Raw genomic sequence first — 25,721 nt, 5'->3', positions numbered from 1 at the left:
TCGTGCTGCTTACGGCGCCATTCCTTCTACGATGATGATTTCCGCCTTCGCCCATTCCTCGCGATAACTTTTCGCCTCCTGATACGCCGCCGAGCGATAGCACGCCACCGCCTGCTCGTAGCTGTCGAACTCGATCACCACGCTGCGCTGAGGCGTCGTCCGCCCTTCCATCGCTTCGCTGCGCCCGCCTCTGGCTAAAAACTTCGCGCCGAACTCGGCGAACGCTTTTGGCGCGCGCTGGGTGTATTGGCTGTAGTGATCGGGATCGGTGATGTCCACGTGTGCAATCCAGTACGCCTTCATAGTGACCTCTCAGTTGAATTTGTATTATGGTATACCACGAATTTCATCCACATCGAGAGTCCAGCATGGCCTTCAACAGCATCGAAGAAATCATCGAAGATTATCGCCTCGGCAAAATGGTGTTGCTGGTCGATGACGAAGACCGGGAAAACGAAGGCGACCTGCTGCTGGCCGCCGACCGTTGCACGCCCGAGGCGATCAGTTTCATGGCCCGTGAGGCTCGGGGGCTGATCTGCCTGACGTTGACTGACGATCATTGCCAGCGCCTGGGGCTGGAGCAAATGGTGCCGAGCAATGGCAGCGTGTTCAGTACCGCGTTCACCGTCTCCATCGAAGCGGCGGTCGGCGTGACTACGGGCATTTCCGCTGCTGACCGCGCTTGTACGGTGGCCGCTGCGGTGGCGCCCAATGCTCGCGCAGAAGACCTGGTGCAGCCTGGCCATATCTTCCCGCTGCGCGCCAAGGAAGGTGGCGTGCTGACCCGTGCCGGTCACACCGAGGCAGGTTGCGACTTGGCGCGTCTGGCGGGGTTCACGCCCGCCTCGGTGATCGTCGAAGTGATGAACGACGACGGCACCATGGCCCGCCGCCCGGATCTGGAAGTCTTTGCGCGCAAGCACGGGATCAAGATCGGCACCATCGCCGATCTGATCCACTATCGCCTGAGCACCGAACACACCATCGAGCGCATCGGCGAGCGGGAGTTGCCGACGGTGCATGGCACCTTCCGTTTGATCACTTTCGAAGATCGCATCGAGGGTGGTGTGCACATGGCGATGGTCATGGGCGAATTGCGTCGCGAAGAACCGACGCTGGTGCGCGTGCATGTGATCGACCCGCTACGGGATCTGGTCGGCGCCGAGTACAGCGGGCCGACGAACTGGACGCTATGGGCAGCGCTGCAGCGGGTCGCGGCCGAAGGGCATGGCGTGGTCGTGGTGCTGGCCAATCATGAGTCGTCGCAGGCGTTGCTGGAGCGAGTGCCTCAGCTGACTCAACCGCCACGGCAGTTCAGTCGTTCGCAATCGCGGATCTATTCCGAGGTGGGAACCGGGGCGCAGATTCTGCAGAACCTGGGCGTCGGTAAGCTGCGTCACCTGGGCCCGCCGCTCAAATACGCCGGTTTGACCGGCTACGATCTTGAGGTAGTCGAGAGCATTCCGTTCACCGAATAACCCCGTTTGCCAGATAGCCGGTAAGGCAAAGTGCTTGCACAATGTTTGGAATACCATAATATGATATTCCATAGACCGGACGACCTGAAAAACCGTCCAGCTACTGCTCCCGACAGGCGGGCAACAACGCAAGCCCGCTCAAAAACACAACAATGAGGGCGTAAAAATGGTGTTGAACAAAGCTGCAACCGCGATCTTTCTTGCGGGACTGCTGAGCGTGACCGGTCAGGCCGCGATGGCCGCCGAGAGTGTGAACTTTGTCAGCTGGGGCGGTAGCACCCAGGATGCGCAGAAACAGGCCTGGGCCGATCCGTTCAGCAAGGCCAGCGGCATCACCGTCGTGCAGGACGGCCCGACCGACTACGGCAAACTCAAAGCCATGGTCGAAAGCGGCAACGTGCAATGGGACGTCGTTGATGTCGAAGCCGACTTTGCCCTGCGTGCCGCGTCCGAAGGCCTGCTCGAACCCCTCGATTTCAAACAGATCCAGCGCGACAAGATCGACCCGCGTTTCGTCAGCGACTACGGCGTCGGTTCGTTCTTCTTCTCCTTCGTCCTCGGCTACAACGAGGGCAAACTCGGCGCCAACAAGCCACAGGACTGGAGCGCGCTGTTCGACACCAAGACCTTCCCCGGCAAACGCGCCCTGTACAAATGGCCGAGCCCCGGCGTGCTTGAACTGGCGTTGCTCGCCGACGGCGTTCAAGCAGACAAGCTCTACCCGCTGGACCTCGATCGCGCGTTCAAGAAACTCGACACCATCAAGAAAGACATCGTCTGGTGGGGCGGCGGCGCGCAGTCGCAGCAACTGCTGGCCTCCGGTGAAGCGAGCATGGGCCAGTTCTGGAACGGCCGGATTCACGCCCTGCAAGAAGACGGCGCACCGGTCGGCGTGAGCTGGAAGCAAAACCTGGTCATGGCCGACATTCTGGTGGTGCCAAAGGGCTCGAAAAACAAGGACGCGGCGATGAAGTTCCTGGCCAGCGCCAGCAGTGCCAAGGGCCAGGCCGACTTCTCCAACCTGACCGCCTACGCCCCGGTCAACGTCGACAGCGTGGCGCGTCTGGACTCGACGCTGGCCCCGAACCTGCCGACTGCCTACGCTAAGGATCAGATCACTCTTGATTTCGCGTACTGGGCCAAGAACGGCCAGGCCATCGCGACACGGTGGAACGAATGGCTGGTCAAATGAAAATGGCGGCCACCGCGTCCCGTCCCTCCACTGCCACCGGGAGCGCCGCCAGCGCTGCCGGGTCGGCCGCCGGAAAAAAGGCCAGTACCATGGCGCCAGCCCCGTCCCTCAAGCAACGCTGGCGCGGCGCCGGCAACCTCGCGCCGGCGCTGCTGTTCCTCGGCCTGTTCTTTCTTGCGCCGTTGATTGGCCTGCTGTTGCGCGGCGTGCTGGAACCGGTGCCGGGCCTTGGCAACTACGAACAACTGTTCGCCAACTCGGCTTATGCCAGGGTGCTGTTCAACACCTTTTCGGTGGCCGGACTGGTGACCGTGTTCAGCCTGCTGCTGGGTTTTCCGCTGGCCTGGGCAATCACCCTGGTGCCACGGGGCTGGGGCCGCTGGATTCTCAACATCGTGCTGCTGTCGATGTGGACCAGCCTCCTCGCCCGCACCTATTCGTGGCTGGTGCTGTTGCAGGCTTCGGGCGTCATCAATAAAGCGTTGATGGCCGTGGGCATCATCGATCAGCCACTGGAAATGGTGCACAACCTGACCGGAGTGGTGATCGGCATGAGCTACATCATGATCCCGTTCATCGTGCTGCCGTTGCAGGCGACCATGCAGGCCATCGACCCGATGATTCTGCAGGCCGGTTCGATCTGTGGCGCCAGCCCGTGGACCAACTTCTTCCGGGTGTTCCTGCCGCTGTGCCGGCCGGGGCTGGCGTCCGGCGGGTTGATGGTGTTCGTGATGTCGCTCGGTTACTACGTCACCCCGGCGCTGCTGGGCGGGGCGCAGAACATGATGCTGCCGGAGTTCATCATTCAGCAGGTGCAGTCGTTCCTCAACTGGGGCCTGGCCAGCGCCGGCGCCGCGTTGCTGATCGTCATCACCCTGGTGCTGTTCTACTTCTACCTGAAGCTCCAGCCGGAATCCCCGGTTGGCGCCAGTAACGCGAGGTAAGCCGACATGCTCCTGACTCCCAATGCCATGAGCCGCCGGATGCGCTTCGGCCTGTACGCCACCACCGGGCTGATCGCGCTGTTTCTGCTGCTGCCGATCGTCTTTATCGTCCTGCTGTCGTTCGGCTCGTCCCAATGGCTGGTGTTCCCGCCGCCGGGCTGGACGCTGAAATGGTACGGCCAGTTCTTCTCCAATGCCGACTGGATGAGCGCAGCGCTGGCCAGCCTCAAGGTCGCGGTGCTGACCACAATCTGCGCCGTCGCCCTCGGTTTGCCGACTGCCTTTGCGCTGGTGCGCGGGCGCTTCCCCGGCCGGGAAATGCTCTACGGCCTGTTCACCCTGCCGATGATTGTGCCGCTGGTGATCATCGCCGTGGCGGTGTACGCGCTGTTCCTCAAGCTCGGCTACACCGGGACGATGTTCGCCTTCGTCGTCAGCCATGTGATCGTCGCGCTGCCGTTCACGATCATCTCGATCATCAACTCGCTGAAGTTGTTCGATCAGTCGATTGAAGACGCGGCAGTGATCTGCGGGGCGTCACGCCTGCAAGCGGTGTTCAAGGTGACCTTTCCGGCGATTCGTCCGGGGATGGTGGCCGGCGCCCTCTTCGCCTTTCTGGTTTCGTGGGACGAAGTGGTGCTAAGCGTGATGATGGCCAGCCCGACCCTGCAAACCCTTCCCGTGAAAATGTGGACCACCCTGCGCCAGGACCTGACGCCCGTGATCGCCGTCGCCTCGACGCTGCTGATCGGCCTGTCGGTATTGGTCATGGTGATCGCCGCCGCCCTGCGCCGGCGCAACGAAATCAGCGCCTGAGCGCCAGGAGTACGACATGAGTGCCGTGATCAAAGACGCATCCCAGCAGAACGACAAACCCCTGGTCAGCCTGCGCAACCTGAACAAGCACTACGGCGATTTCGCCGCCGTGGACAACATCTCGCTGGACATCAAGGACGGCGAATTCCTGACCTTCCTCGGCTCCAGCGGCTCGGGCAAAAGCACCACGCTGTCGATGCTCGCCGGCTTCGAAACCCCGAGCAGCGGCGAGATCCTGGTCAACGGCCAGTCGCTGGTCAACGTGCCGCCGCACAAGCGCGACATCGGCATGGTGTTCCAGCGTTATTCGCTGTTCCCGCATCTGTCAGTGCGCGACAACATCGCGTTCCCGCTGGCGATCCGCAAACTCGCGGCTGCCGAACGCGACAAACGTGTCGATGCGATGCTGAAACTGGTGCAACTCGAACAGTTCGCCCATCGCCGCCCTTCACAATTGTCTGGCGGCCAACAGCAACGGGTCGCCATTGCACGAGCGTTGGTTTACGAGCCACGCATCCTGCTGATGGACGAACCTCTTGGTGCGCTGGACAAGAAACTGCGCGAAGACTTGCAGGATGAACTGCGCCAGTTGCACCGTCGTCTCGGCATCACCATCGTCTACGTGACCCACGACCAGGAAGAAGCCATGCGCCTGTCACAGCGCATCGCGATTTTCAGTCACGGCAAGATTGTCGGGCTCGGCAGCGGTTATGACCTTTATCAGAATCCGCCGAATGCGTTTGTGGCGTCGTTTCTGGGTAACTCGAACTTCCTCAAGCTCAACGCTCAGGGCAACGGGGCGGCGAATTTTGAAGGTCAGTCACTGTCGATTCGCCTCACCGCTGGATTGCAGACCGGGCAGGATGTGCTGCTGATGGTGCGCCCGGAAAAGGCTTTGGCGTTGAGTGTGCAGCAGGCGGCGAGTGAGCCGCTGATGGCGGGCTGGAATGAGGTTTCGGCGAAGGTGGTCGAGGTGCTGTTTCTGGGTGAAAGTCAGACGTGCAGTGTGGTCACGTCGGGTGGCACGTCCATGACCGTGAAGGCATTGTCGGCGGCTGGGATGCCGTTGAAGGCCGGGGATCCGGTGCAGGTGCGTTGGGCGACGGCGGATGCATGCGTCTACACCGAGTGGGCCGAAAGCGATCTGAACAAAGCCGCAGGCGCACACTGATTCAACAGATATTTGCGTGTCACCCGCTGGCCACCACAACGTCGGGTTGTGGTGGCCATTTTTTTAAACGATGGCCGTGTAGCCTTCGATCTGGTCCGGCCAAACCGTCAACACCTCAAACCCATCCTCCGTCACCGCCACCATGTGCTCCCACTGCGCCGACAATGACTGATCCTTGGTCACCACCGTCCAGCCATCCGCCAGGCTCTTCACATGGCGCTTGCCGGCATTGAGCATCGGCTCGATGGTGAAGATCATGCCCGCCTTCAGCTTCAGGCCCTGCTCCGGATAACCGTAATGCAGCACTTGCGGCTCATCGTGATAGACCTTGCCGATCCCGTGCCCGCAATACTCGCGCACCACGCTGAACCCTTCCTTTTCCGCCAGGCTTTGAATCGCATGGCCGATGTCGCCCAGCGTCGCGCCCGGGCGCACCATGCGGATGCCGGCGCACATGGCGTCGTAAGTGGTCTTGATCAGGTGCCGCGCCTCGGGCGTCGGTTCGCCGACCACGTACATGCGGCTGGTGTCGCCGAACCAGCCATCCTTGATGACGGCGATGTCGAGGTTGACGATATCGCCGTCCTTCAGCACCCGGCCCGATGGAATGCCATGGCAGACCACTTCGTTGACCGACGCGCAGACGGTTTTCGGGAAGCCGTGATAACCGACGTTGGCCGGAATGGCTTTCTGCACGTTGACGATGTAGTCGTTGCACAAGCGGTCGAGCTGATCGGTGGTGACGCCAGCCTTGACGTGCGGCACCAGCATCGCCAGTACCTCGGCGGCCAGTTGGCCGGCCACGCGGGACTGGGCGATCTCGGCCCGGGTGTTGATCTTGATCGGGTTTCTCATGCCTTGGCTGCCTCTTGAACCGGGATGTTCTGCGCGGCATCGGCCAGGGCACAGATTTGTTGCAGATCCAGACCACCCGCCTGCTCGGCGCGAATCAGCAACCGGCAGATGGCGTGGTGATCAAGGTCGGGATAGAGCTCGGCGAGCATGCCGATGCGCATCCAGTGCTCGGCCTGCGCATTGATCGAGCGGCTGAGTGCGTTGCTGGAGATGCGCAGATTCTCGTGCATGTCCTCTGAAATCTTCACAATGCCCATGGCAATTCCCGATACGAAGTGTATATGGTTCGTATATTAATCGTACGCCACCACGGATTGCAAACTTTGCTCGTCCACTAAATCGCAGGCAAAAAAAAGCTGCCGAAGTTGGCAGCCAAATCATGAAAAGCACGCGATGTATTGGGGCCAAGTATGGGCGGCCGATAATGACAGTGTCATGACAGCGATGAATTCATTGAACCGCCCCGCCCGCGTCATCAGGTTGTCATCGAACCCACGGCAGAATCCTCGCAAACCGTCCCGAGCCTCCCGACGGAAGATTTGCAAGGACTCCCATGAAAGAAGACACCTCGCTGTTTGCTGCCATCGACCTGGGCTCGAATGCGTTTCGCATGATGATTGGCCAGTCGGTACGCAGCAGAAAGGGCTTCATGATTCAGGAGGTCAAAACCTTGCGCGAGCCAGTGCGGCTGGCCGAAGGTTTCGACGGCCGGGCATTGGACGAAATGGCGCTGGATCGTGGTTGGCAGGCCTTGGCGCGGTTCGGCAAGAAGCTGCGCGGTTTCGAGCCCGGTCGTGTGCGAGCAGTCGCTACGAGCGCCGTGCGCGAGGCAGACAACGCGCAGTTGTTCTTGGCCAGCGCGGAACGCCATCTGGGATTTCGCATCGATGTGATTTCCGGGCATGAAGAAGCGCGTCTGGTCTACGCCGGTGTGGCCCACACCCTGCCGGTCGCCGATGATATGCGACTGGTGGTCGATATTGGCGGCGGCTCCACCGAACTGATTCTCGGCCAGGGCTCGCAGCCGCTGCTGACCGAAAGCATTGCCATCGGCAGCGGCACCTTGAGCGCGCGCTACTTTCGCAATGGCGAGATTTCCGCCGGTGCCCTGCAAGAAGCCGAACGGGTGGCCATCCTGCAATTCGAAAAAGTCGCCCGTCGCTATCGCGCCCAGGGCTGGCAGCAGACGATCGGCTCTTCGGGCACCGCGCGAATGCTCGCCAAAGTGCTCAAGGCCAATCGCCTGAACGATTACGGCCAAAGCGGTATCACCTACGGTGGCCTGCTGCGGCTGTCGTTGCGCCTGCTGGAAGTCAGCAATGTTCAACAGCTGAAACTGGCCGGCCTGCAACCCCATCGCCAGAGCATTCTGCCCGGCGGCCTGGTCGTCATGCTGGCGGCATTCAAGGTGTTCGGGATCGCGCAAATGGTGCCGTCCGAACCTGGATTGCGACTGGGGGTTCTGCACGGCCTGATGAGCAATCACTGAGCGATTTTCGCTGCAGGATTTTCACTGCCGAATCAAGCCATCCGTGACGCTGAAGACGCCCTTTGAATACTCAATGACGCCTCTGTGTAAACCTCTGTAAATCGCTCCCTTCCCCTCTCTGATTTCGTTCTATCGTTAGATCGAAATGGCTGAATTGCACGCTGACTAAAGGTTGCGACAGTTGATGTCTGCGCCTATGTTGCACGCGAGCTTTTCCCCCGCGAATGGAACGCGATCAACACCACAAAGAGGTGAAGAAATGTCAAAGGAATCACGCCCTGCCGTACTTGGGCTGATCGGCAATACTCCGCTGGTACAAGTCACCCGCTTCGATACCGGCCTGTGCACCCTGTTTCTCAAACTCGAATCCCAGAACCCCGGCGGATCGATCAAGGATCGTATCGGCCTGGCGATGATTGACGCCGCCGAACGCGACGGTCGCCTGCAACCCGGTGGCACGATCGTTGAAGCCACCGCCGGCAACACCGGCCTGGGCCTGGCACTGGTTGGCCGCGCCAAGGGCTACCGCGTCGTGCTGGTCGTGCCGGACAAGATGTCCACGGAGAAAGTCCTGCACCTCAAGGCCATGGGCGCCGAAGTGCACATCACCCGTTCCGATGTCGGCAAGGGTCACCCCGAGTACTACCAGGACGTCGCCGCCCGTCTGGCGAAAGACATTCCCGGCGCCTTCTTCGCCGACCAGTTCAACAACCCGGCCAACCCGCTGGCCCACGAATGCAGCACTGCACCGGAAATCTGGGCGCAGACCGAGCATGACCTGGACGCCATCGTGGTCGGCGTCGGCTCGGCCGGCACGCTGACCGGCCTGACCCGCTTCTTCAAGCGCGTGCAGCCGGATCTTGAAATGGTCCTGGCCGACCCGGTCGGTTCGGTGATGGCTGAATACAGCCGCAGCAAACATCTCGGCACCGCCGGTTCGTGGGCGGTGGAAGGCATCGGCGAAGACTTCATTCCGTCGATCACCGACCTGTCGAGCGTGCGTAGCGCCTACTCGATCAGCGACGAAGAAAGCTTCGATCACGCCCGCCAGTTGCTGAAAGCCGAAGGCATTCTCGGCGGTTCGTCCACCGGCACCCTGCTCGCCGCCGCGCTGCGTTACTGCCGTGAGCAGACCGTGCCGAAACGTGTGGTCAGCTTCGTCTGCGACACCGGTACTCGCTACCTGTCGAAGGTCTACAACGACCAATGGATGACCGATCAGGGCCTGTTGCAGCGCAAACGCTACGGCGATCTGCGCGACCTGATTGCCCGACGTTTCGAAGACGGCAAAGTCGTCAGCGTCGGCCCGGACGACACGCTGATGACCGCGTTCCAGCGCATGCGCCTGGCCGATGTCTCGCAGTTGCCGGTGCTGGTGGATGGCAAACAATTGGTCGGCGTGATCGACGAATCGGACATTCTGGTGCGCGTACACGAAGACGCCTCGCTCTTCAGCAAACCCGTCGCCCATGCGATGACAGACAAGTTGCAAACCCTCGCCCCCGGCGCCACGCTGGCTGAACTGGAAGCCGTGCTCAGCAGCGGCCTGGTGGCGATCGTTGCCGACGCTTCCGGCTTCCACGGCCTGATCACCCGCGTCGACATGCTCAATCAGTTACGGAGATCCCTCGCATGAGTCAGCACGACAAGAACGCCCGCCCTCAGGGCTTCGCCACCCGCGTGATCCACGCAGGGCAAACGCCGGACCCAACCACCGGCGCGCTGATGCCGCCGATCTACGCCAACTCGACGTACCTGCAAGACAGCCCTGGCGTGCACAAGGGTTTCGACTACGGCCGCTCGCACAACCCGACGCGTTTTGCGCTGGAGCGTTGCGTGGCGGATCTGGAAGGCGGCACCCAGGCCTTCGCCTTCGCTTCCGGGCTGGCGACGATTTCCACCGTGCTCGAACTGATCGACGCCGGCTCGCACATCGTCTCCGGCAATGACCTGTACGGCGGCACGTTCCGCCTGTTCGACAAGGTGCGCCAGCGCAGTGCCGGGCATCGTTTCAGCTACGTTGACCTGGCCGACCTGTCGGCGTTCGAAGCGTCGCTGCAGGACGACACGCGGATGGTCATGGTGGAGACGCCAACCAACCCGCTGCTGAGCCTGTCCGACCTCGCCGCCATTGCGCGCATCTGCAAGGCCCGCGGCATCATCTGCGTGGCCGACAACACCTTCGCCAGCCCATGGATCCAGCGTCCGCTGGAACTGGGTTTCGACATCGTGCTGCACTCGACCACCAAATACCTGAACGGTCACTCCGACGTGATCGGCGGCATCGCGGTGGTGGGCGACAACCCAGCACTGGCCGAGCGCCTGGGCTTTCTGCAGAACGCCGTCGGTGCCATCTCCGGCCCGTTCGACGCGTTCCTCACCCTGCGCGGTGTGAAGACGCTGGCGCTGCGTATGGAGCGTCATTGCAGTAACGCGCTGGAGCTGGCGCGCTGGCTGGAGCAACAGCCGCAGGTCAAACGCGTCTACTACCCGGGCCTGGAATCTCATCCCCAGCACGAACTGGCCAAGCGTCAGATGCGTGGGTTCGGCGGGATGATTTCCCTGGATCTGAACAGTGATCTGGCAGGCGCACGCCGCTTCCTGGAGAACGTGCAGATCTTCGCGCTGGCCGAAAGCCTCGGCGGTGTGGAAAGCCTGATCGAGCACCCGGCGATCATGACCCACGCGACCATCCCGGCCGAAACCCGTGCCAAGCTCGGCATCGGTGACAGCCTGGTGCGTCTGTCGGTGGGCGTCGAGGACATCGAAGACCTGCGGGCGGATCTGGCGCAGGCGCTGGCCAGTATCTAACTCGCAAAAACGTCAAAGCCCGCACGATGCGGGCTTTGGTGTTTGAGTAGGCGGCCAGTGCTGGTCTCTGGCTTACGAGGTTTATCAGGACTCTCACAGTACAGGCAATGTGCTCTGCTGCTTCACACGGCATAAGGGCTGGAACCCAGCGCGGGGTTCTTTCTAACCGTGTACCCTTCGGAACGCGCCCAACGCTTCCTCGCTATCCGCTTGCGCATCAGTCTGCGTCTTCGCCTACATTCTTGAGCCTAGCAAACACGCTGCTTTGCGCTACGCGGTTTTTAGATTGATTGTTTTCTAGCGCTGGCCTGCAAGGAAGGTAACCGACTATCGCCTTCGCGCCCCTTCCCCCCGCCATCCACCAAGCGCGAACTATACTTTTCAGTTCGCTGTCCGGATTTCATGTAAACCGTCGACACCTGTGCGCCCTGGGGTGCGCCCGTGCCAATCGCCAATCTGGTTAACCCCGGGCCAACGAGCCTTCCGTCGAGGATCCAATGACGGGCAATGCTCGGATGCTTTGTGGCTGATGGGTCGTGGAGAAAATCATGAAACACAAGCTTTGGTCAGGCGTCGTCCTGGCGGTCGCTGCATCGGTTGTGGTGATGCCCAGTGTCTGGGCTGCGCAGGCTCAGGCGCTGGCGTCTGACGGGGCGGATCATGTCAAGGCCGGGGCGGTTGCTTCGGATGGTTCGGATCATGTCGGCGCGGGTGCAGTAGCTTCAGATGGTTCGGATCACGTTGGCGCTGGCGCGGTGGCCTCCGACGGTTCCGATCACGTCGGTGCTGGCGCGGTGGCTTCTGACGGTTCCGATCACGTTGGCGCTGGCGCGGTGGCTTCTGACGGTTCCGACCATGTCGGTGCCGGCGCTGTAGCCTCTGACGGCTCCGACCACGTCCGCGCGGGCGCCCTCGCCTCCGATGGCGGCGATAAAGTGGGGGCCAGTCGATTCGCGTCCACTCGCGTTGGCGTAGGCTCTGACCAGGTCGCTTCCGCCCTCATGAACGGCAGTTATTCAGATCAGTTCAACAGTCCTCAATGACCGCTATCGGCGCAACCAGCCAACCACTGGTTGCGCCGCACTAGCACATCACTCTGCTTACGCTCGCAACACTCTTTCAAGACCTCTTCGATAGTGCCGCGGTGCCCCAAAGTGCGTCGCCAACTCTTTTTGATGTAATTGACTCCACAACTTGTATAAAATCCCGCCTCTCAATTACCTCATCTTAAATAAGCCTACCAGAGAGAATCATGGAACAACTAACATTGGACGAAACGGACTACACCACCATCCTCGCTGGCCACTTAAACAGCTATACAAAAAGCAAGACAGATCACAACTTCCCAGCGCCTTCAACACCACACTCGAAACGACAATCATATAAGAACCTGGATAAATCAAGCTGCTTCGACCTCATTCAAAGAATATCTGAATCATCGCTTCTGATCCTCGAAGTTAAAGTAACTCACAACGGAATAAAACTGCACAGTTTCAATGAACAACAAAGAATCATAGACTGCGCACTGAGAGACATCGGCATACCGCTAGAGTACTGCTACAACAATAAAGATGACTATCACGAAGTCAACGACGCCGAATATACACTCCTTGAAACAATGACTTCGCATCCTTTGCTGGTGTGTGACGAAAAAGGAAAAATCACAAAGCAGGAGCAACATATCGACTTGAAAAAGCTTGTCGACAAATTAATCAGCTCAGACAACTCAAACGCGGGCATGATAGGAGCCTTATTTAGCAACGGTCTCATTTTGCGAATGAGAGATCTGAACATCAAGGCACTTTTCTTTTCCGCACATGCGGGAGATTTGACACTTTACAGTGAAGAAGACATTTACGACATTTACGAGTGCTACTCAAAAAATGTTTCGCTTGGCAAAGGAATAGACTTGGAAAAAGCAACCCGCGCTGAACTCACCAACGAATTCAAGTCCTGCGCCGAAAAACTAAAAAATACCTTGGCCGCCTGGGAAGCAAAAAAGAAGCGTGACAACAATCCAGAAACCCCTGACTCTTTCGAATTCAGTTTCTGAAAAAACATACAGAACGCACCCGCCACTAGAAGCATCATTCCAGTGGCAGGGGCGTTCTGGATAAAGGCGCGAATCAGCCCTCCAAAACCAATCACATCCTTTGGTACCTCTAGAGTCGCGATCGCCCATTGGCCGTAGCCCTTCTGCTCCCAGTGGAGCAGTCATTTTTCCAGCATCGTTTGTGTCTGCCCGATTTCGCGCAAAGGCCGGCGGGGTTGAACTGGTTTGTCTGCGGATCGCCATAGATGGCGTACAGACTTTGCAGATCATCGGATCGGGGGGGGCCTGAGTATCAGGTGGTCGGTTTCTCGTGGAGGGACGCCAATCATGGATCGACCTGCGCCATCAGCTCCTGCACCGACTCCTGCCGCTTAGCATAACGCTGCGCCAACACCGCACAGACCATCAATTGAATCTGGTGAAACAGCATCAGCGGCAGGATCAACACACCAATGGTGCTGCCGGCGAACAACACCTGCGCCATCGGCACCCCAGTGGCCAGGCTCTTCTTCGAACCACAGAACAGGATGGTGATGCGGTCTTCCAGGTTGAACCCGAACAGTTTGCCCAGCACCGTCGACGCCAGCAGTACCAGCCCCAGCAGAATGCAGCAGGCCACCACCAGACCGAACAGATCGATCACCGGAATCTGATGCCAGATGCCTTCGTTCACCGCCTCGCTGAACGCGCCGTAGACCACCAGCAGAATCGAACCCTGATCGACGAATTTCAGCCAGTTCTTGTTGCGACCGACCCAGGCGCCGATCCAGCGGCGGGCGATCTGACCGGCGATGAACGGCAGCAGCAGTTGCACACTGATTTTCAGGATCGCGTCGACGGTCGAACCGCCGTCACCATGCACATTCAGCAACAGCGTCACCAGCAACGGCGTAAGAAAGATCCCGAACAGGCTGGACGCCGCCGCACTGCAGATCGCCGCCGGAATATTCCCCCGGGCCAGCGACGTGAAGGCAATCGCCGACTGCACCGTGGCCGGCAGAGCGCAGAGGTAGAGCATGCCCATGTACAGGTTGTCGCCCACCAGCGGCGACAGCAGCGGTTTGAGCGCCAGCCCCAACAGCGGAAACAGGACAAAGGTCAGACCGAACACCAACAGATGCAGGCGCCAGTGGCCGGCGCCGGCAATGATCGATTCGCGCGAAAGCTTGGCGCCGTGCAGGAAAAACAGCAGCGCAATCGCGATGTTGGTCAGCCAGCCGAAGCCGACCGCGACCTGACCACTGGCGGGCAGGAAGCTGGCGAGCAGCACCACGCCGATCAGGGTCAGGGTGAAGTTGTCGGGCAAGAATCGTGGGCGCGTCATGGTTTGCTCATCCGGGGGTTGCCAGTACGTGGAAGCGACTCTAACGTGACTGGAAATTACCGACTAACGCCGAAGAGCCTCAAGATGCCGCCAAAAGGACACGACAAGAGCGTCAGACGCAGCATTCCCGGGCTACAGAGCCTTCCGCGCCCGTTGTACGGGCGCACCGAATCGCTGCCCAATCGTGCCCTGACCCGCCGCCACAGTCATCCGTGGGTGCAGTTGTCTTACGCGATTCAGGGTGTACTTGAAGTGCAGACTGCCGCCGGTCGTTTCGTTGCGCCGCCGGAGCGGGCCGTGTGGATTCCGGCGGGTGTGCCGCATCGGGTATTCAGTTCCCCGCACACGGAAATGCGCAGTCTGTACATCGATTGCAGCGTGGCGAGCTGGGCGCTGGAGCGTTGCCATGTGCTCGGCGTCAGTGATCTCTTGCGCGAGCTGATTCGGGCCTTCAGTCAGATTCCTGTCGAGTATGACCAGAGCGGCCCTCACGGACGTTTGGCGCAGGTGATCCTCGATCAACTGGCCGAAGCCCCGCAAATCGACCTGATGCTGCCACTGCCCCAGGACCTTCGTTTGCGGCAGATCTATCAAAGTCTCGAGCAACATCCGGAACAGCAGACCACACTCAGTCACTGGAGCGAAAAGTTCGGCGTGACCGAGAAAACCCTGAGCCGGCTGTTCCTGCGCGATACCGGCCTGACTTTTCGCGCCTGGCGCCAGCGCTTGCGTCTGCTGGGCGCGCTGACGCCGCTGGAACGTGGCGAACGTGTCACGGAAGTGGCTCTAGCCTGCGGTTATGATTCGACGTCGGCCTTTATCGCAGCCTTTCGTCAGCAATTCGGGGAAACGCCCGGAGAATTTTTTCGATGATTTTTGTCGATATTTATCGAATTAAGACATGCCATTCGGCTAACTTCAGGGTAGAGTTTCGCCCATCAAGAATCTTTGACATCTTTCAACGATAACAATGATCAACAACCCTTTAGCGAACCTGTCGGCGGTAACAGCATGATCGAAGTCACTGAAGTCTCCATTGCCCAACTGCGCGCGGCGCTCGAATCCGGTCAGACCACCGCAGTTGAACTGGTGCAGGCGTATCTGGCGCGCATCGACGCCTTTGACGGCCCGGACACCGCCACTGCCTTGAATGCAGTGATTGTGCGTAACCCCGAGGCCTTGAAAGAGGCGCAGGCCTCCGATGCCCGTCGTGCCAAAGGCGAAACCCTTGGTCCGCTGGACGGCATCCCCTACACCGCCAAGGACAGCTATCTGGTCAAAGGCCTGACCGCTGCGTCCGGCAGCCCGGCGTTCGCCGATCTGGTGGCCCTGCGCGATGCGTTCACCATCGAGCGCCTGCGCGCCGGCGGCGCGATCTGCCTGGGCAAGACCAACATGCCGCCGATGGCCAATGGCGGGATGCAACGCGGCGTCTATGGACGCGCTGAAAGCCCTTATAACGCCGCTTATCTGACCGCGCCGTTTGCTTCCGGCTCGTCAAACGGTGCCGGCACCGCCACCGCTGCAAGCTTCTCGGCATTCGGCCTGGCCGAAGAAACCTGGTCGAGCGGTCGCGGACCTGCTTCGAACAATGGCCTGTGCGCCTACACGCCGTCGCGCGGGGTGATCTCGGTGCGCGGCAACTGGCCGCTGACGCCGACCATGGACGTGGTGGTGCCGTACGCCCGCACCATGGCCGATCTGCTGGAAGTCCTCGACGTAGTTGTCGCCGAAGACACCGACACCCGCGGCGACCTGTGGCGTCTGCAACCCTGGGTGCCGATCCCGAGCGTCGCCTCGGTGCGCCCGGCTTCCTATCTGGAATTGGCAGTGAAAAGTGATGCGCTGGCCGGCAAACGCTTGGGCGTGCCGCGCATGTACATCAACGCCGACCCCGAAGCCGGCACCAGCGAAGCACCGGGCATCGGCGGGCCGACCGGGCAACGCATCAACACCCGCGCCTCGGTGATCGATCTGTGGAAACAGGCACGCCAGGCCCTCGAAGCGGCCGGCGCCGAAGTGATCGAAGTGGATTTCCCGCTGGTCTCCAACTGCGAAGGCGATCGTCCGGGCGCGCCAACCGTGTTCAATCGCGGCATCGTCTCCAAAGAGTTCATGCACCACGAACTGTGGGACCTGTCGGCCTGGGCGTTCGATGATTTCCTGCGCGCCAACGGTGATCCGAAACTCAACCGACTGGCGGACGTCGACGGGCCGAAAATCTTCCCGCACGACCCGGGTACCCTGCCCAACCGTGAAGGCGACCTCGCCGCCGGGATGGACGAATACGTGCGCATGGCCGAGCGCGGCATCACGCCGTGGGATCAGATTCCAACCCTGCCGGACGGCCTGTGCGGTCTGGAGAAGACCCGCAAGCTCGACCTCGAAGACTGGATGGATCGCCTCGGCCTAGACGCGGTGCTGTTCCCGACCAACGCTGACGTGGGCCCGGCCGACGCCGACGTCAACCCGGCCTCGGCGGATATCGCCTGGAGCAACGGCATCTGGGTCGCCAACGGCAACCTCGCAATCCGTCACCTCGGCGTACCGACCGTCACCGTGCCGATGGGCGTGATGGCTGACATTGGCATGCCGGTGGGGCTGACCTTCGCTGGTCGCGCCTATGACGATTCGACTCTGCTGCGCTTGGCAGCGGCGTTCGAGGCGACCGGTTCGAAACGCTTGGTGCCGCCACGTACGCCGGCCCTGGCGGCAGGCAAGTAAATGCAAAACGGCGGGATCATTTGATCCCGCCGTTTTTTTTAACGCTCTGCCAGTTCTTCCAGCAAATCCGCCGAAGGCACAAAGAACAGACTGCCCGTGACCGCCGTGCTGAAGTCCAGCAACCGGTCGTAATTGCCGGGTGGCTTGCCGACAAACATGTTCTCCAGCATCTGCTCCAGCGGTTCCGGCGAACGCGCATAACCAATGAAATAAGTGCCGAACTCACCTGCGCCGGGCCGGCCGAACGGCATGTTGTCACGCAGGATCTTCACTTCCTCGCCGTCCTTGGTGATGGTCGTCAAAGCGCTGTGGGAGTTGCTCGGCTTGACCGAATCATCCAGCTCGATATCGGACAGTTTGGTTCGCCCGATCACCCGTTCCTGCGCCTCGACCGGCAATTCGTTCCATGCCTTCATGTTGTGCAGATACTTCTGCACCAGCACATAACTGCCGCCGCTGAACGCCTGATCTTCATCGCCTACGAGGGTGAAATGCTCGGCCTTGCGCCCGACCGGATTTTCCGTGCCGTCGACAAATCCGATGATGCTGCGCATGTCGAAATAGCGGAATCCCTGTACCTCGTCGGTGACCGTCACGGCACCGTCCAGCGCCGACATCAGCTGCGTCGCCAGTTCAAAACACAGGTCCATCTGATCGGCGCGAATATGCAGCAGCAAGTCGCCAGGCGTGGAGACGGCGCGCCGCCCTTCTACACCGAATTCGCGAAAGTCATGCAAGGACGCCGGTCGTGGGCTGCCGAACAGGCGATCCCAGGCGCTGGAAGAAAAACCACAGACGCAGGACAGGCTTCCCGAGGGAACGCGCTTGCCGACCGAGCGCGTCAAACCCGCGATATCGGCGCACCAGCCGCGGACTTTTTCGGCCGCCTCGGCTTCGGCGTTGAGGGTCGCCACGATGAATATCGCAGCGCTGGTGATCGGGCTGCAGACGGCTTGAGGATCTGGCGTGTCGATGATCGTCGCTCCTGGCGTGATGGACTGGCTCGACAGCGAGGTTAGCAAAGAAGTGTTGAATGAAGTATTACCCGTGCGCTGCCCGTGTCGTCCGACACTTCGCTTTTAACGAACAATGCCCACGAAATAAACGATTTTTCTTCGTCGGAATTCTCCTACTAGCATGGCCCCGTCTACCCCGAAAAACACAAAGACAGGGAGAACGACATGCACCCCATCAACATCGGCGAACCCTGGATGTGGGTCGCCTTCATCGTTTTTGTCCTCGCCATGCTGGCTGTTGACCTGTTTGTCTTCGGCGGGCGCAAGGCGCATCGGGTCTCGGTGCGCGAAGCCTCATCCTGGGTCATTGCCTGGTGCATGCTGGCGCTGGCCTTCGCCGGATTGCTCTGGTGGTATCTGAACGGCGAGTTCGGGCCCGAAATCGCCCAGCGCAAGACCCTGGAATTCCTCACCGGCTATCTGATCGAGCAGTCGCTGTCGATCGATAACATGTTCGTCTTCGTGATGATCTTCGGCTACTTCGCCGTGCCGCCGGAGTTGCAGCGGCGGGTGCTGTTGTACGGCGTGCTCGGCGCGATCGTGATGCGGGCGGCGATGATCTTTGCCGGGGTGTGGCTGGTCTCTCAGTTCACGTGGCTGCTGTATGTGTTCGGCGTGTTCCTGATCATCACCGGGATCAAGATGCTGGTGTTTGCCGAGCAGCAACCGGACCTCGATAACAATCCGCTTCTGCGCTGGGTACGCGGGCATCTGCGGATCACCAATGGCTTTCACGGCGAACGTTTTTTCGTGTTGCAGAACGGCGTGCGCTGGGCCACACCGATGTTTCTGGTGCTGGTGCTGATCGAGGCCAGCGACTTGATGTTCGCGGTCGACAGCATCCCGGCGATTTTCGCGGTGACGACCGATCCGTTCATCATTTTCACGTCGAACATCTTCGCGATCATGGGCCTGCGGGCGCTGTATTTTCTGCTGGCGGACATGGCCGACCGCTTTCATCTGCTCAAATACGGACTGGCACTGGTGCTGGTGTTCATCGGCGGGAAGATGACGGCGATGCCGTGGTTTCACATGCCGGTGGAGTGGTCGCTGGCGATTGTCGGTGGACTGATTCTGGCGTCGGTGTTGCTCAGTCTGATCCTGGCGAAGGACAAGTCGCCTGAAGAAAGTCAGGCGAAATAACGGCCAGGGGAGCGAACATCGTTCGCTCCCCTGGCCTTGAATTTACTTATCGGACTTGATGCTGGTCCAGACCCGCGTCCGCACCCGCTCCAGTTTCTGCGGCAGTGGCTGCACCACGTACAGCGTCTTCAGCGCTTCGCTGGTCGGCGTCAGGTTCGGGTTGCCGGTGATTTCCTTGTTGATCAGCGGCAGCGAATCCTTGTTGGCATTCGGATAGCCGAGGAAGTCACTAATCGAGGCGATGACTTTCGGTTCAAGCAAAGTGTTGAGGAACTCGTGGGCCTCTTCAACGTTTTTGGCGCTCTTCGGAATGGCGAAGGTGTCGAACCAGATCGGCGCGCCTTCCTTCGGCAAGCGCCAGTCGACCACCACGCCGTTACCCGCCTCTTTGGCACGGTTGCCGAACTGGTAGAAGCTGCCGGAGTAACCGATGGCCACGCAGATGTCGCCGTTGGCGATGTCGGTCATGTACTTGGCCGAGTTGAAGTAGGTGACGTAAGGGCGAACCTTGAGCATCAGGTCCTTGGCTTTCTCATAGTCGACCGGGTTCTGGCTGTTCGGGTCCAGGCCCAGGTAATGCAGGGCCAGCGGCAGGATTTCCGACGGCGAATCAAGCATCGCCACGCCGCAGGATTTCAGTTTTTCCATGTTCTCGGGTTTGAACACCAGGTCCCAACTGTCCACGGGCGCATTCTCGCCAAGCGCAGCCTTGACCTTGGCCGGGTTGAAACCGATCAGCACCGTGCCGACCATGTACGGCACGCCGTACTGATTGCCGGGATCGTTGGAGTCGAGCAACTTGAGCAGCGCCGGGTCCTGGTGACTCCAGTTCGGCAGCTTGGACTTGTCGAGTTTCTGGAACACGCCGGCCTTGATCTGAGTATCGAGGAACTGGTTCGACGGCACCACCAGGTCATAGCCGGAGTTACCGGTCAGCAGTTTGGCTTCGAGGGATTCGTTGGTGTCAAAGGTGTCCCAGGTCACTTTGATGTTGCTTTTGGCGGCGAAGTCCTTGGGCACCGCCGGCAGGATGTAATCCGCCCAGTTGTACACCCGCAGTTCGCGCTGTTCGGCTTGCACGGCGCTGGCCAGCAGCGTCAGCCCGCACACAGTGGCGCCCAGAATGCGTTTCATCGTGACCATATTGTGTTTCCCCGAATGCAGCGTGAGTCGATGGTTTTTATGTTCTGTACACGGCAGCGGCTGTCAGATCAGCCAAGGGCAAGGAAGGTGCAGCGTTTAGTTGTGGCTTCGATTCTTGCCGACAGCGTAGTCGGAGCACAGTGGCCGGTTGGCCAAAAGGGGATCGATATGGCCAATTTGCGTGACCGCCAGAATACTGAAACGACAATGCCCGGCGATTGGCCGGGCATTGTTTGAGTAGCGTTCACAGGATCAGTCGGTAAAGCCCAACCGCGTCGCCCTGCTCTCCTGCGCTTGCCCACGCGTCGCCAGGCAGTAATACAACGGGCAGGTCACGATCAGGCCGACCAGCCACGACAGGTCCGCGCCGTCCACCAGATTGGCGTAAGGGCCGACGTAAAGTGAGGTGTTGGCGAACGGAAGCTGCACGATGATGCCGATGAAGTAGGCAATGATCGCGTGCAGATTGAAGCGCCCGTAGATCCCGCCATCGGCGCGGAAGATCGAGGCGATGTCGTAGCTGCCGCGCTTGATCAGATAGAAATCGATCAGGTTGATCGACGCCCAAGGCACCAACACCAGAAGCAGCGCCAGAATCAATCCGATGAACTCGGAAATGAAATCCGCCGACGCGCCCAACGCCACTACGCAGCAACCCGCCAGCACCACGCTCGACAACATCACTCTCACTTTGATACTCGGCGTCCATTGGCTGGCAAAGGTCTGGATCGAGGTGATGATCGACAACACCGCGCCGTACAGATTCAGCGCGTTGTGGCTGATGATGTTGAGCAAGAACAGCACCATCAGAATCGGCCCCAGCCAACCGGTGGACTGCTTGACCGCGACCATCGCTTCGGTGCCTTCCGGCGTCGCCAACACTGCCACCGCGCCGAATGTGAACGACAGAATCGTGCCCAGCGTGGCGCCCAGATAAGTTGCGATAAATGGCTTGGCGATGCCGATGTCCGCTGGCAGGTAACGCGAATAGTCAGAAACGTACGGCGAGAAGCTGATCTGCCAGATGATGCCCAGCGACACCGTCGCCAGCCACCCGGACAGGTTGAAGCTGCCGCGGGTGAAGAAGTCTGCCGGCAAGTCATGGGCAAAGATGTAGATGAATCCGGCCAGCAGCGCGCTGCCCATCACCCAGGTGCCGATGCGATTGAGCGTATGGATGAAGTTGTAGCCGATCACACCGATGGCCGTGGCGCTCAGAGCGCCGATCAGAATGCTCAACGGCGCCGGCACCGACGGCGCAATGCCGACGATGGACTTACCGGCCAGCACGATGTTGGAAATGAAAAAACCGATGTAGATGATCGCCGCGAAGAACACGATCAGCAGCGCACCGTAACGCCCGAACTGACCACGACTCTGCACCATCTGCGGAATGCCCATGCGAGGGCCTTGCGCCGAAGCAAGGGCGATCACTATGCCGCCGATCATGTGCCCCAGCGCAATTGCCAGCAGCCCCCAGAACAGGTCGAGATGAAACACCTGGACCACCATAGCGCCGGTGACGATGGGCAGTGGCGCAATGTTGGTGCTGAACCAGAGAGTGAAAAGGTCGCGGGCCTTCCCGTGGCGTTCCGCGAGTGGGACGTAGTCGACCGTGTGATTCTCGATCAACGGATCTTGCCGGGACATCTGGGACATATACATGAACTCGATTGGGTCTGTTCTTATCGTTGTATGAAGCCAAACCGGGGGCGCTTCATGGCCGCCCCTCAGATGCAGACCATATTATGGTATTCCAACATTTTCACAAGACTGATCCGCTGTTTGCGACGGCATCTGATCCGGCATCCTCCCTGATCACCAGGCTTTACAGCTAGACAAAAGCCCCGTAAATGCTGACTTTCCGACGGATGAACCACGTTTATCGTTTCACCAAAAAAGCACTTGCAATAGATGTATTACGGTATACCATCAGACCCATAAACACATAAAAACACGCTTCACCGCACTCGAGGATTGACCAATGATCGATGCTGCCGTCTACAAACAAGTCATGGGCTCGTTCCCGTCCGGCGTCACCGTCATCACCACGCTTGATGACGACGGCCAGATCGTCGGTCTCACCGCCAGCGCCTTCAGCTCGCTGTCGATGGACCCGGCCCTGGTGCTGTTCTGCCCCAACTACAGTTCCGATTCCTACCCCGTCCTGATCAAGAACAAACGCTTTGCCATTCACGTGTTGTCCGGCGGCCAGCAGAGCGAAGCCTACGCGTTCGCCCGCAAAGGCAAGGACAAGGCGCAGGGCATCGAGTGGACGCTGAGCGAACTGGGCAACCCGATTTTGGCCAACGCGACAGCTATCATCGAATGTGAGCTGTGGCGCGAATACGAAGGCGGCGACCACGCGATCATGGTCGGCGCGGTGAAAAACCTCATCGTGCCTCAGCAGGACGCCGGCCCGCTGGTGTATTGCCACGGCAAGATGGGCGCCCTGCCCGCCTTCGCCTGATCCGCACGATTGCACTTAAACAGGCCTGCATGCGACCGGCCGACCACAAGAGATTCGAGGTAGCGTCATGAAATTTTCCCTGTTCGTACACATGGAGCGCTGGGACGAAAGCGTCAGCCACCGTCAACTGTTCGAAGACCTGACCGAACTGACGTTGATGGCCGAGGCCGGCGGATTCAGCACCGTGTGGATCGGCGAACACCACGCCATGGAATACACCATCTCGCCGAGCCCGATGCCGCTGCTGGCCTACCTCGCTGCCAAGACCACCACGATTCACCTGGGCGCCGGCACCATCATCGCGCCGTTCTGGCACCCGCTGCGGGTCGCCGGCGAATGCGCCCTGCTCGACGTGATCAGCAACGGCCGGATGGAAGTCGGTCTGGCCCGTGGCGCCTATCAGGTGGAATTCGACCGCATGGCCGGCGGCATGCCTGCCTCCAGTGGCGGCCAGGCCCTGCGGGAAATGGTCCCAGTGGTCCGCGCGCTGTGGCAAGGCGATTACGCCCACGACGGCGACATCTGGAAGTTCCCAACCTCCACCAGCGTGCCGAAACCGATCCAGAAGCCGAACCCGCCGATGTGGATCGCCGCCCGCGACCCGGACTCGCACAACTTTGCCGTGGCCAACGGCTGCAACGTGATGGTCACGCCGTTGATGAAGGGCGACGAAGAAGTCCTCGACCTGAAGAACAAATTCCAGACGGCGCTGGACAACAACCCGGATGTGCCGCGTCCGCAATTGATGGTGCTGCGTCACACCCACGTGCACTCAGTAGATGACCCGGAAGGCTGGAAGGTGGGCGCGAAAGCCATCTCACGTTTCTATCGCACGTTTGACGCTTGGTTCGGCAACAAGGAAGTGCCGGTGAACGGCTTCCTCGCCCCGAGTCCGGAAGAGAAATTTGCCGGACGGCCAGAGTTTGAACTGGAGAGCCTGCACAAGACGGCGATGATCGGTACGCCAGAGGAAATCATTCCGCGGATCAAGTACTACCAGGAACTGGGGGTGGATGAGTTCAGTTTCTGGTGCGACAACAGCTTGCCGCATGCGGAGAAGAAGAAGTCGCTGGAGCTGTTTATCAAGCATGTGGTGCCGGCGTTTCGTTAACAACTCTGCTGATTGTATCTGCCCAATAAAAATGCCCTGATAATCCAGGGCGTTTTTGTGCCCACGCTTCCAAAACTCATTCTTTTTTCTGGCGTTCAATTTTGCGTTTGGCAAGAAATGTACATATCAGCGAGGGCGCGACAGGGACCCTTTCATACAAATCTGAGTTTCCAGTAATCGTTCCCTGCTACTACCCAGTACCGCTCACTCGCCGGAATCAGAAAGCTGAAATCAGCATTCTCTGCAGCCCAGCCCGGCTCGACCAGATCCTCATGAACACGCACATCATCCATGTGCATGAATATTTCTCGATCAAAATTGATATAAAAACTGGGGAAGCGCGAGCTAATAACATTGGCACGCTTGTACACATCCGGCGTCAAGCCCTCGCCTGTCTGGTAGTAATGCTCAACCCTTTTAAAAACCTCTGCATCTGCCCCAATAAAATCCTGCAGATCGTGGGAAGACAGAATTTTTTCGCTTGAGTCGTGGAGGTACTTGGGGAAATTATCCGCAGTCATTTTGAGGACACCCCCTCTGAACGCCTTGCAAGCGAGTTCATATTGCTCCCGGCTTATACTCCCGGCGTCCAGGTAAGCACGGTAGTCTTTTTCCGCATCAAGGGTGAAGTTGTATTTTTCGTCTACGACCCAAAAGCTCTTGCCTGAACAAACAAAGAAGCAAATGTTTTTATCACCGTTCCAGAGCTCATCAAAAATTGTTTGATTGACCTTCATTCCTTGGACTCCTTTAAGAAGCACTAACCGCCCTGGCGGATATCAGTCTCCAGCTCTGTCGGATCAGGCAGGAAGAAACGGGCAGTCAACCAGCATGTCGCCATTGAAGTGACAAAGAGTACGACCATTCCGAAAATCTCATCGGAAAACTTCGCACTCTCTACATCCCGTACAACGGCGACAATAAACGGAGTAACCCATAAAGTGGCCAGCACCGCGCCCGACAGCGCTATAACGGAACAGGCTCGACTTGTCCTTTTGACTTTCATCGATGCGATCACCAATGAAAACAGCAGAAATGGCACGAGAAACACCACTTGAGCCAGAACAGGTCCGAGGAATGGCATCAACATCAATTCCGCCCCTGCGACCTCCCCCATCAACCGTGGGTTCATGGCCAAATGGGCGACGGTCGCAATCGTCTTGAAGAAGCCGGCGATAAAACCCGGCGCCAACGGGCAAAGAAGAAAAGCCAGGAAAACCTTCAGACGCGGATAACTCACATCACTCACAGGCAAATTCTTCCTCACGCATTGATGGGCTCTCTGAATTCAGCAGGTCAGCTCTTTACAGGAATGCGCTGCTCGGGCTGAGTAACGTCGTAGACGTGCTGCTCGCAACTGCCGCCCACAAACTCAAACTCCACCAGATAGGCTTTGCCACGCTCTGGCGTAAACGAATTGCTCACTGGCCCGCAGGTATGGAGAACCCCGGTACGAGGGCCATTGGCGTAGCCCGACACTTCAATTCCCTTATCGGCATCGACCTGGGTTTCCAGTTGCGGGAAGCGTTTGGCTACCGCGCTGTTGCCCACTTCGTTGAGCTTGGCAATCCAGCCGAACACCTGGCCTCGCCCCGAATCCACCACGGTTCCCAGTTCTTCCATGCGGCGGTCGGGATCGTCTGCACGACGGATCGAAAACTCAACCGGAATCGTCGAGCCCGACGCTTTCATCACAACCTTGGCGTGCTGTGCATCGACCGCCACCGTATTCTGGTGCAGCTGGACACCGTCCTTCAGCAGACTGGGAGAAGAATCCCGAACGTTGGAATGGCAACCTGAAAGCGCGAACGCCAAGGTCAAAGTGACGAGTGCAGGTTTGTTCACGTGTGAATCTTCCCTAATGAGCGCAACGAGACGGAGGTGATATCAAACATCGGCGCGATATTAGATGGCCACTATTTTGGCGTCAATCATTCGATTAAAAAAAGGGGCAATTTTATTACCTGTAGATCGCCGAATT

Annotated in this window: 25 protein-coding genes; 15 read left to right on the top strand and 10 right to left on the bottom strand. The window is 59.4% G+C overall.

Annotation, left to right across the window (positions count from 1 at the left end; genetic code table 11):
- Positions 1–9: 9 nt before the first annotated feature.
- The gene (locus AC1RMX_RS14350; protein ID WP_493072383.1) at positions 10–303 is read right to left on the bottom strand and encodes a DUF1330 domain-containing protein; all 294 of its coding nucleotides are present in this window, start codon (positions 301–303) and stop codon (positions 10–12) included.
- Between the two features lie 65 nt (positions 304–368).
- Between AC1RMX_RS14350 and ribBA the strand changes: the two genes are divergently transcribed.
- From ribBA to AC1RMX_RS14325, 5 genes are all read left to right on the top strand, one after another.
- The gene (gene ribBA / locus AC1RMX_RS14345) at positions 369–1,478 is read left to right on the top strand and encodes a bifunctional 3,4-dihydroxy-2-butanone-4-phosphate synthase/GTP cyclohydrolase II (RefSeq protein WP_085711338.1); all 1,110 of its coding nucleotides are present in this window, start codon (positions 369–371) and stop codon (positions 1,476–1,478) included.
- A gap of 166 nt (positions 1,479–1,644) precedes the next feature.
- Positions 1,645–2,670 carry an ABC transporter substrate-binding protein gene (locus AC1RMX_RS14340; protein WP_493072381.1) on the top strand — a complete coding sequence of 342 codons (1,026 nt, stop codon included), beginning with the start codon at positions 1,645–1,647 and terminating at the stop codon, positions 2,668–2,670.
- Complete coding sequence (locus AC1RMX_RS14335) at positions 2,667–3,614, top strand: ABC transporter permease (RefSeq protein ID WP_493072474.1); 948 nt, start codon at positions 2,667–2,669, stop codon at positions 3,612–3,614. Before AC1RMX_RS14340 ends, AC1RMX_RS14335 begins: the two co-directional genes overlap by 4 nt.
- A 6-nt stretch (positions 3,615–3,620) precedes the next feature.
- Positions 3,621–4,430 (top strand): ABC transporter permease, encoded by an 810-nt coding sequence (locus AC1RMX_RS14330; RefSeq protein WP_096820071.1) that lies wholly within the window; start codon positions 3,621–3,623, stop codon positions 4,428–4,430.
- Positions 4,431–4,446: 16 nt separating this feature from the next.
- Positions 4,447–5,601 (top strand): ABC transporter ATP-binding protein, encoded by a 1,155-nt coding sequence (locus AC1RMX_RS14325; RefSeq protein ID WP_493072378.1) that lies wholly within the window; start codon positions 4,447–4,449, stop codon positions 5,599–5,601.
- A 63-nt stretch (positions 5,602–5,664) separates the two neighbouring features.
- On the opposite strand, the gene map is transcribed toward AC1RMX_RS14325, so the two are convergent.
- Complete coding sequence (gene map / locus AC1RMX_RS14320; protein WP_493072376.1) at positions 5,665–6,456, bottom strand: type I methionyl aminopeptidase; 792 nt, start codon at positions 6,454–6,456, stop codon at positions 5,665–5,667.
- On the bottom strand, positions 6,453–6,713 hold the full coding sequence (locus AC1RMX_RS14315) for a ParD-like family protein (RefSeq protein WP_085711344.1): 261 nt from the start codon (positions 6,711–6,713) through the stop codon (positions 6,453–6,455). The genes map and AC1RMX_RS14315 overlap by 4 nt, the downstream gene beginning before the upstream one ends.
- A 296-nt stretch (positions 6,714–7,009) precedes the next feature.
- On the opposite strand from AC1RMX_RS14315, the gene AC1RMX_RS14310 reads away from it, so the two are divergent.
- The 5 genes from AC1RMX_RS14310 to AC1RMX_RS14290 all read left to right on the top strand — a co-directional run bounded on the left by AC1RMX_RS14310 (position 7,010) and on the right by AC1RMX_RS14290 (position 12,809).
- Entirely contained in the window at positions 7,010–7,945 is a 936-nt protein-coding gene (locus tag AC1RMX_RS14310; RefSeq protein WP_096820075.1) for a Ppx/GppA family phosphatase, read from the top strand.
- Positions 7,946–8,204: 259 nt separating this feature from the next.
- Positions 8,205–9,581, top strand: a complete 1,377-nt coding sequence (locus tag AC1RMX_RS14305; RefSeq protein WP_493072374.1) for a pyridoxal-phosphate dependent enzyme — start codon at positions 8,205–8,207, stop codon at positions 9,579–9,581.
- The gene (locus AC1RMX_RS14300; protein ID WP_085711347.1) at positions 9,578–10,756 is read left to right on the top strand and encodes a cystathionine gamma-synthase; all 1,179 of its coding nucleotides are present in this window, start codon (positions 9,578–9,580) and stop codon (positions 10,754–10,756) included. The genes AC1RMX_RS14305 and AC1RMX_RS14300 overlap by 4 nt, the downstream gene beginning before the upstream one ends.
- A gap of 548 nt (positions 10,757–11,304) precedes the next feature.
- Positions 11,305–11,799, top strand: coding sequence for a phage infection protein (locus tag AC1RMX_RS14295; RefSeq protein ID WP_493072372.1), 495 nt, complete (start codon positions 11,305–11,307; stop codon positions 11,797–11,799).
- A 209-nt stretch (positions 11,800–12,008) separates the two neighbouring features.
- Entirely contained in the window at positions 12,009–12,809 is an 801-nt protein-coding gene (locus AC1RMX_RS14290; RefSeq protein ID WP_096820077.1) for a hypothetical protein, read from the top strand.
- A 325-nt stretch (positions 12,810–13,134) separates the two neighbouring features.
- Here the strand turns inward: AC1RMX_RS14290 and AC1RMX_RS14285 are convergent, their stop codons facing one another.
- Entirely contained in the window at positions 13,135–14,133 is a 999-nt protein-coding gene (locus AC1RMX_RS14285; protein WP_493072370.1) for a bile acid:sodium symporter family protein, read from the bottom strand.
- Positions 14,134–14,217: 84 nt separating this feature from the next.
- On the opposite strand from AC1RMX_RS14285, the gene AC1RMX_RS14280 reads away from it, so the two are divergent.
- Positions 14,218–15,006, top strand: a complete 789-nt coding sequence (locus tag AC1RMX_RS14280) for an AraC family transcriptional regulator (protein ID WP_493072368.1) — start codon at positions 14,218–14,220, stop codon at positions 15,004–15,006.
- Between the two features lie 138 nt (positions 15,007–15,144).
- Entirely contained in the window at positions 15,145–16,857 is a 1,713-nt protein-coding gene (locus AC1RMX_RS14275; protein WP_096820080.1) for an amidase, read from the top strand.
- Positions 16,858–16,895: 38 nt separating this feature from the next.
- Here AC1RMX_RS14275 and AC1RMX_RS14270 read toward each other — a convergent pair whose 3' ends face one another.
- Entirely contained in the window at positions 16,896–17,879 is a 984-nt protein-coding gene (locus AC1RMX_RS14270; RefSeq protein WP_493072366.1) for a Dyp-type peroxidase, read from the bottom strand.
- 159 nt (positions 17,880–18,038) lie between these two features.
- Between AC1RMX_RS14270 and AC1RMX_RS14265 the strand changes: the two genes are divergently transcribed.
- On the top strand, positions 18,039–19,016 hold the full coding sequence (locus tag AC1RMX_RS14265) for a TerC family protein (RefSeq protein WP_493072364.1): 978 nt from the start codon (positions 18,039–18,041) through the stop codon (positions 19,014–19,016).
- A gap of 42 nt (positions 19,017–19,058) precedes the next feature.
- Here the strand turns inward: AC1RMX_RS14265 and AC1RMX_RS14260 are convergent, their stop codons facing one another.
- A complete protein-coding gene (locus AC1RMX_RS14260) occupies positions 19,059–20,159 on the bottom strand; it encodes a polyamine ABC transporter substrate-binding protein (protein WP_493072362.1) in 1,101 nt (366 codons plus the stop codon).
- Positions 20,160–20,411: 252 nt separating this feature from the next.
- Entirely contained in the window at positions 20,412–21,818 is a 1,407-nt protein-coding gene (locus AC1RMX_RS14255) for a purine-cytosine permease family protein (protein WP_493072360.1), read from the bottom strand.
- Between the two features lie 325 nt (positions 21,819–22,143).
- Between AC1RMX_RS14255 and AC1RMX_RS14250 the strand changes: the two genes are divergently transcribed.
- Together AC1RMX_RS14250 and AC1RMX_RS14245 are read left to right on the top strand one after the other, a co-directional pair.
- Positions 22,144–22,629: a flavin reductase family protein gene (locus AC1RMX_RS14250; protein WP_007950450.1), complete on the top strand. Its 486-nt coding sequence runs from the start codon at positions 22,144–22,146 to the stop codon at positions 22,627–22,629.
- Positions 22,630–22,696: 67 nt separating this feature from the next.
- Positions 22,697–23,740 carry an LLM class flavin-dependent oxidoreductase gene (locus AC1RMX_RS14245; RefSeq protein WP_457382219.1) on the top strand — a complete coding sequence of 348 codons (1,044 nt, stop codon included), beginning with the start codon at positions 22,697–22,699 and terminating at the stop codon, positions 23,738–23,740.
- A gap of 152 nt (positions 23,741–23,892) precedes the next feature.
- On the opposite strand, the gene AC1RMX_RS14240 is transcribed toward AC1RMX_RS14245, so the two are convergent.
- From AC1RMX_RS14240 to AC1RMX_RS14230, 3 genes are read right to left on the bottom strand one after another with little or no spacing between them, the layout of a single operon-like run.
- Complete coding sequence (locus AC1RMX_RS14240) at positions 23,893–24,477, bottom strand: hypothetical protein (RefSeq protein ID WP_493072357.1); 585 nt, start codon at positions 24,475–24,477, stop codon at positions 23,893–23,895.
- Positions 24,478–24,500: 23 nt separating this feature from the next.
- Positions 24,501–24,989 (bottom strand): hypothetical protein, encoded by a 489-nt coding sequence (locus AC1RMX_RS14235; RefSeq protein ID WP_176504835.1) that lies wholly within the window; start codon positions 24,987–24,989, stop codon positions 24,501–24,503.
- Between the two features lie 47 nt (positions 24,990–25,036).
- A complete protein-coding gene (locus AC1RMX_RS14230; RefSeq protein ID WP_096820087.1) occupies positions 25,037–25,585 on the bottom strand; it encodes a hypothetical protein in 549 nt (182 codons plus the stop codon).
- Positions 25,586–25,721: the final 136 nt, after the last annotated feature.

This window comes from Pseudomonas sp. GW822-FHT03F04, assembly GCF_058801405.1.
The sequence above is the reverse complement of the archived record's forward strand: the minus strand, read 5'-3'. Positions and strand labels throughout refer to the sequence as shown.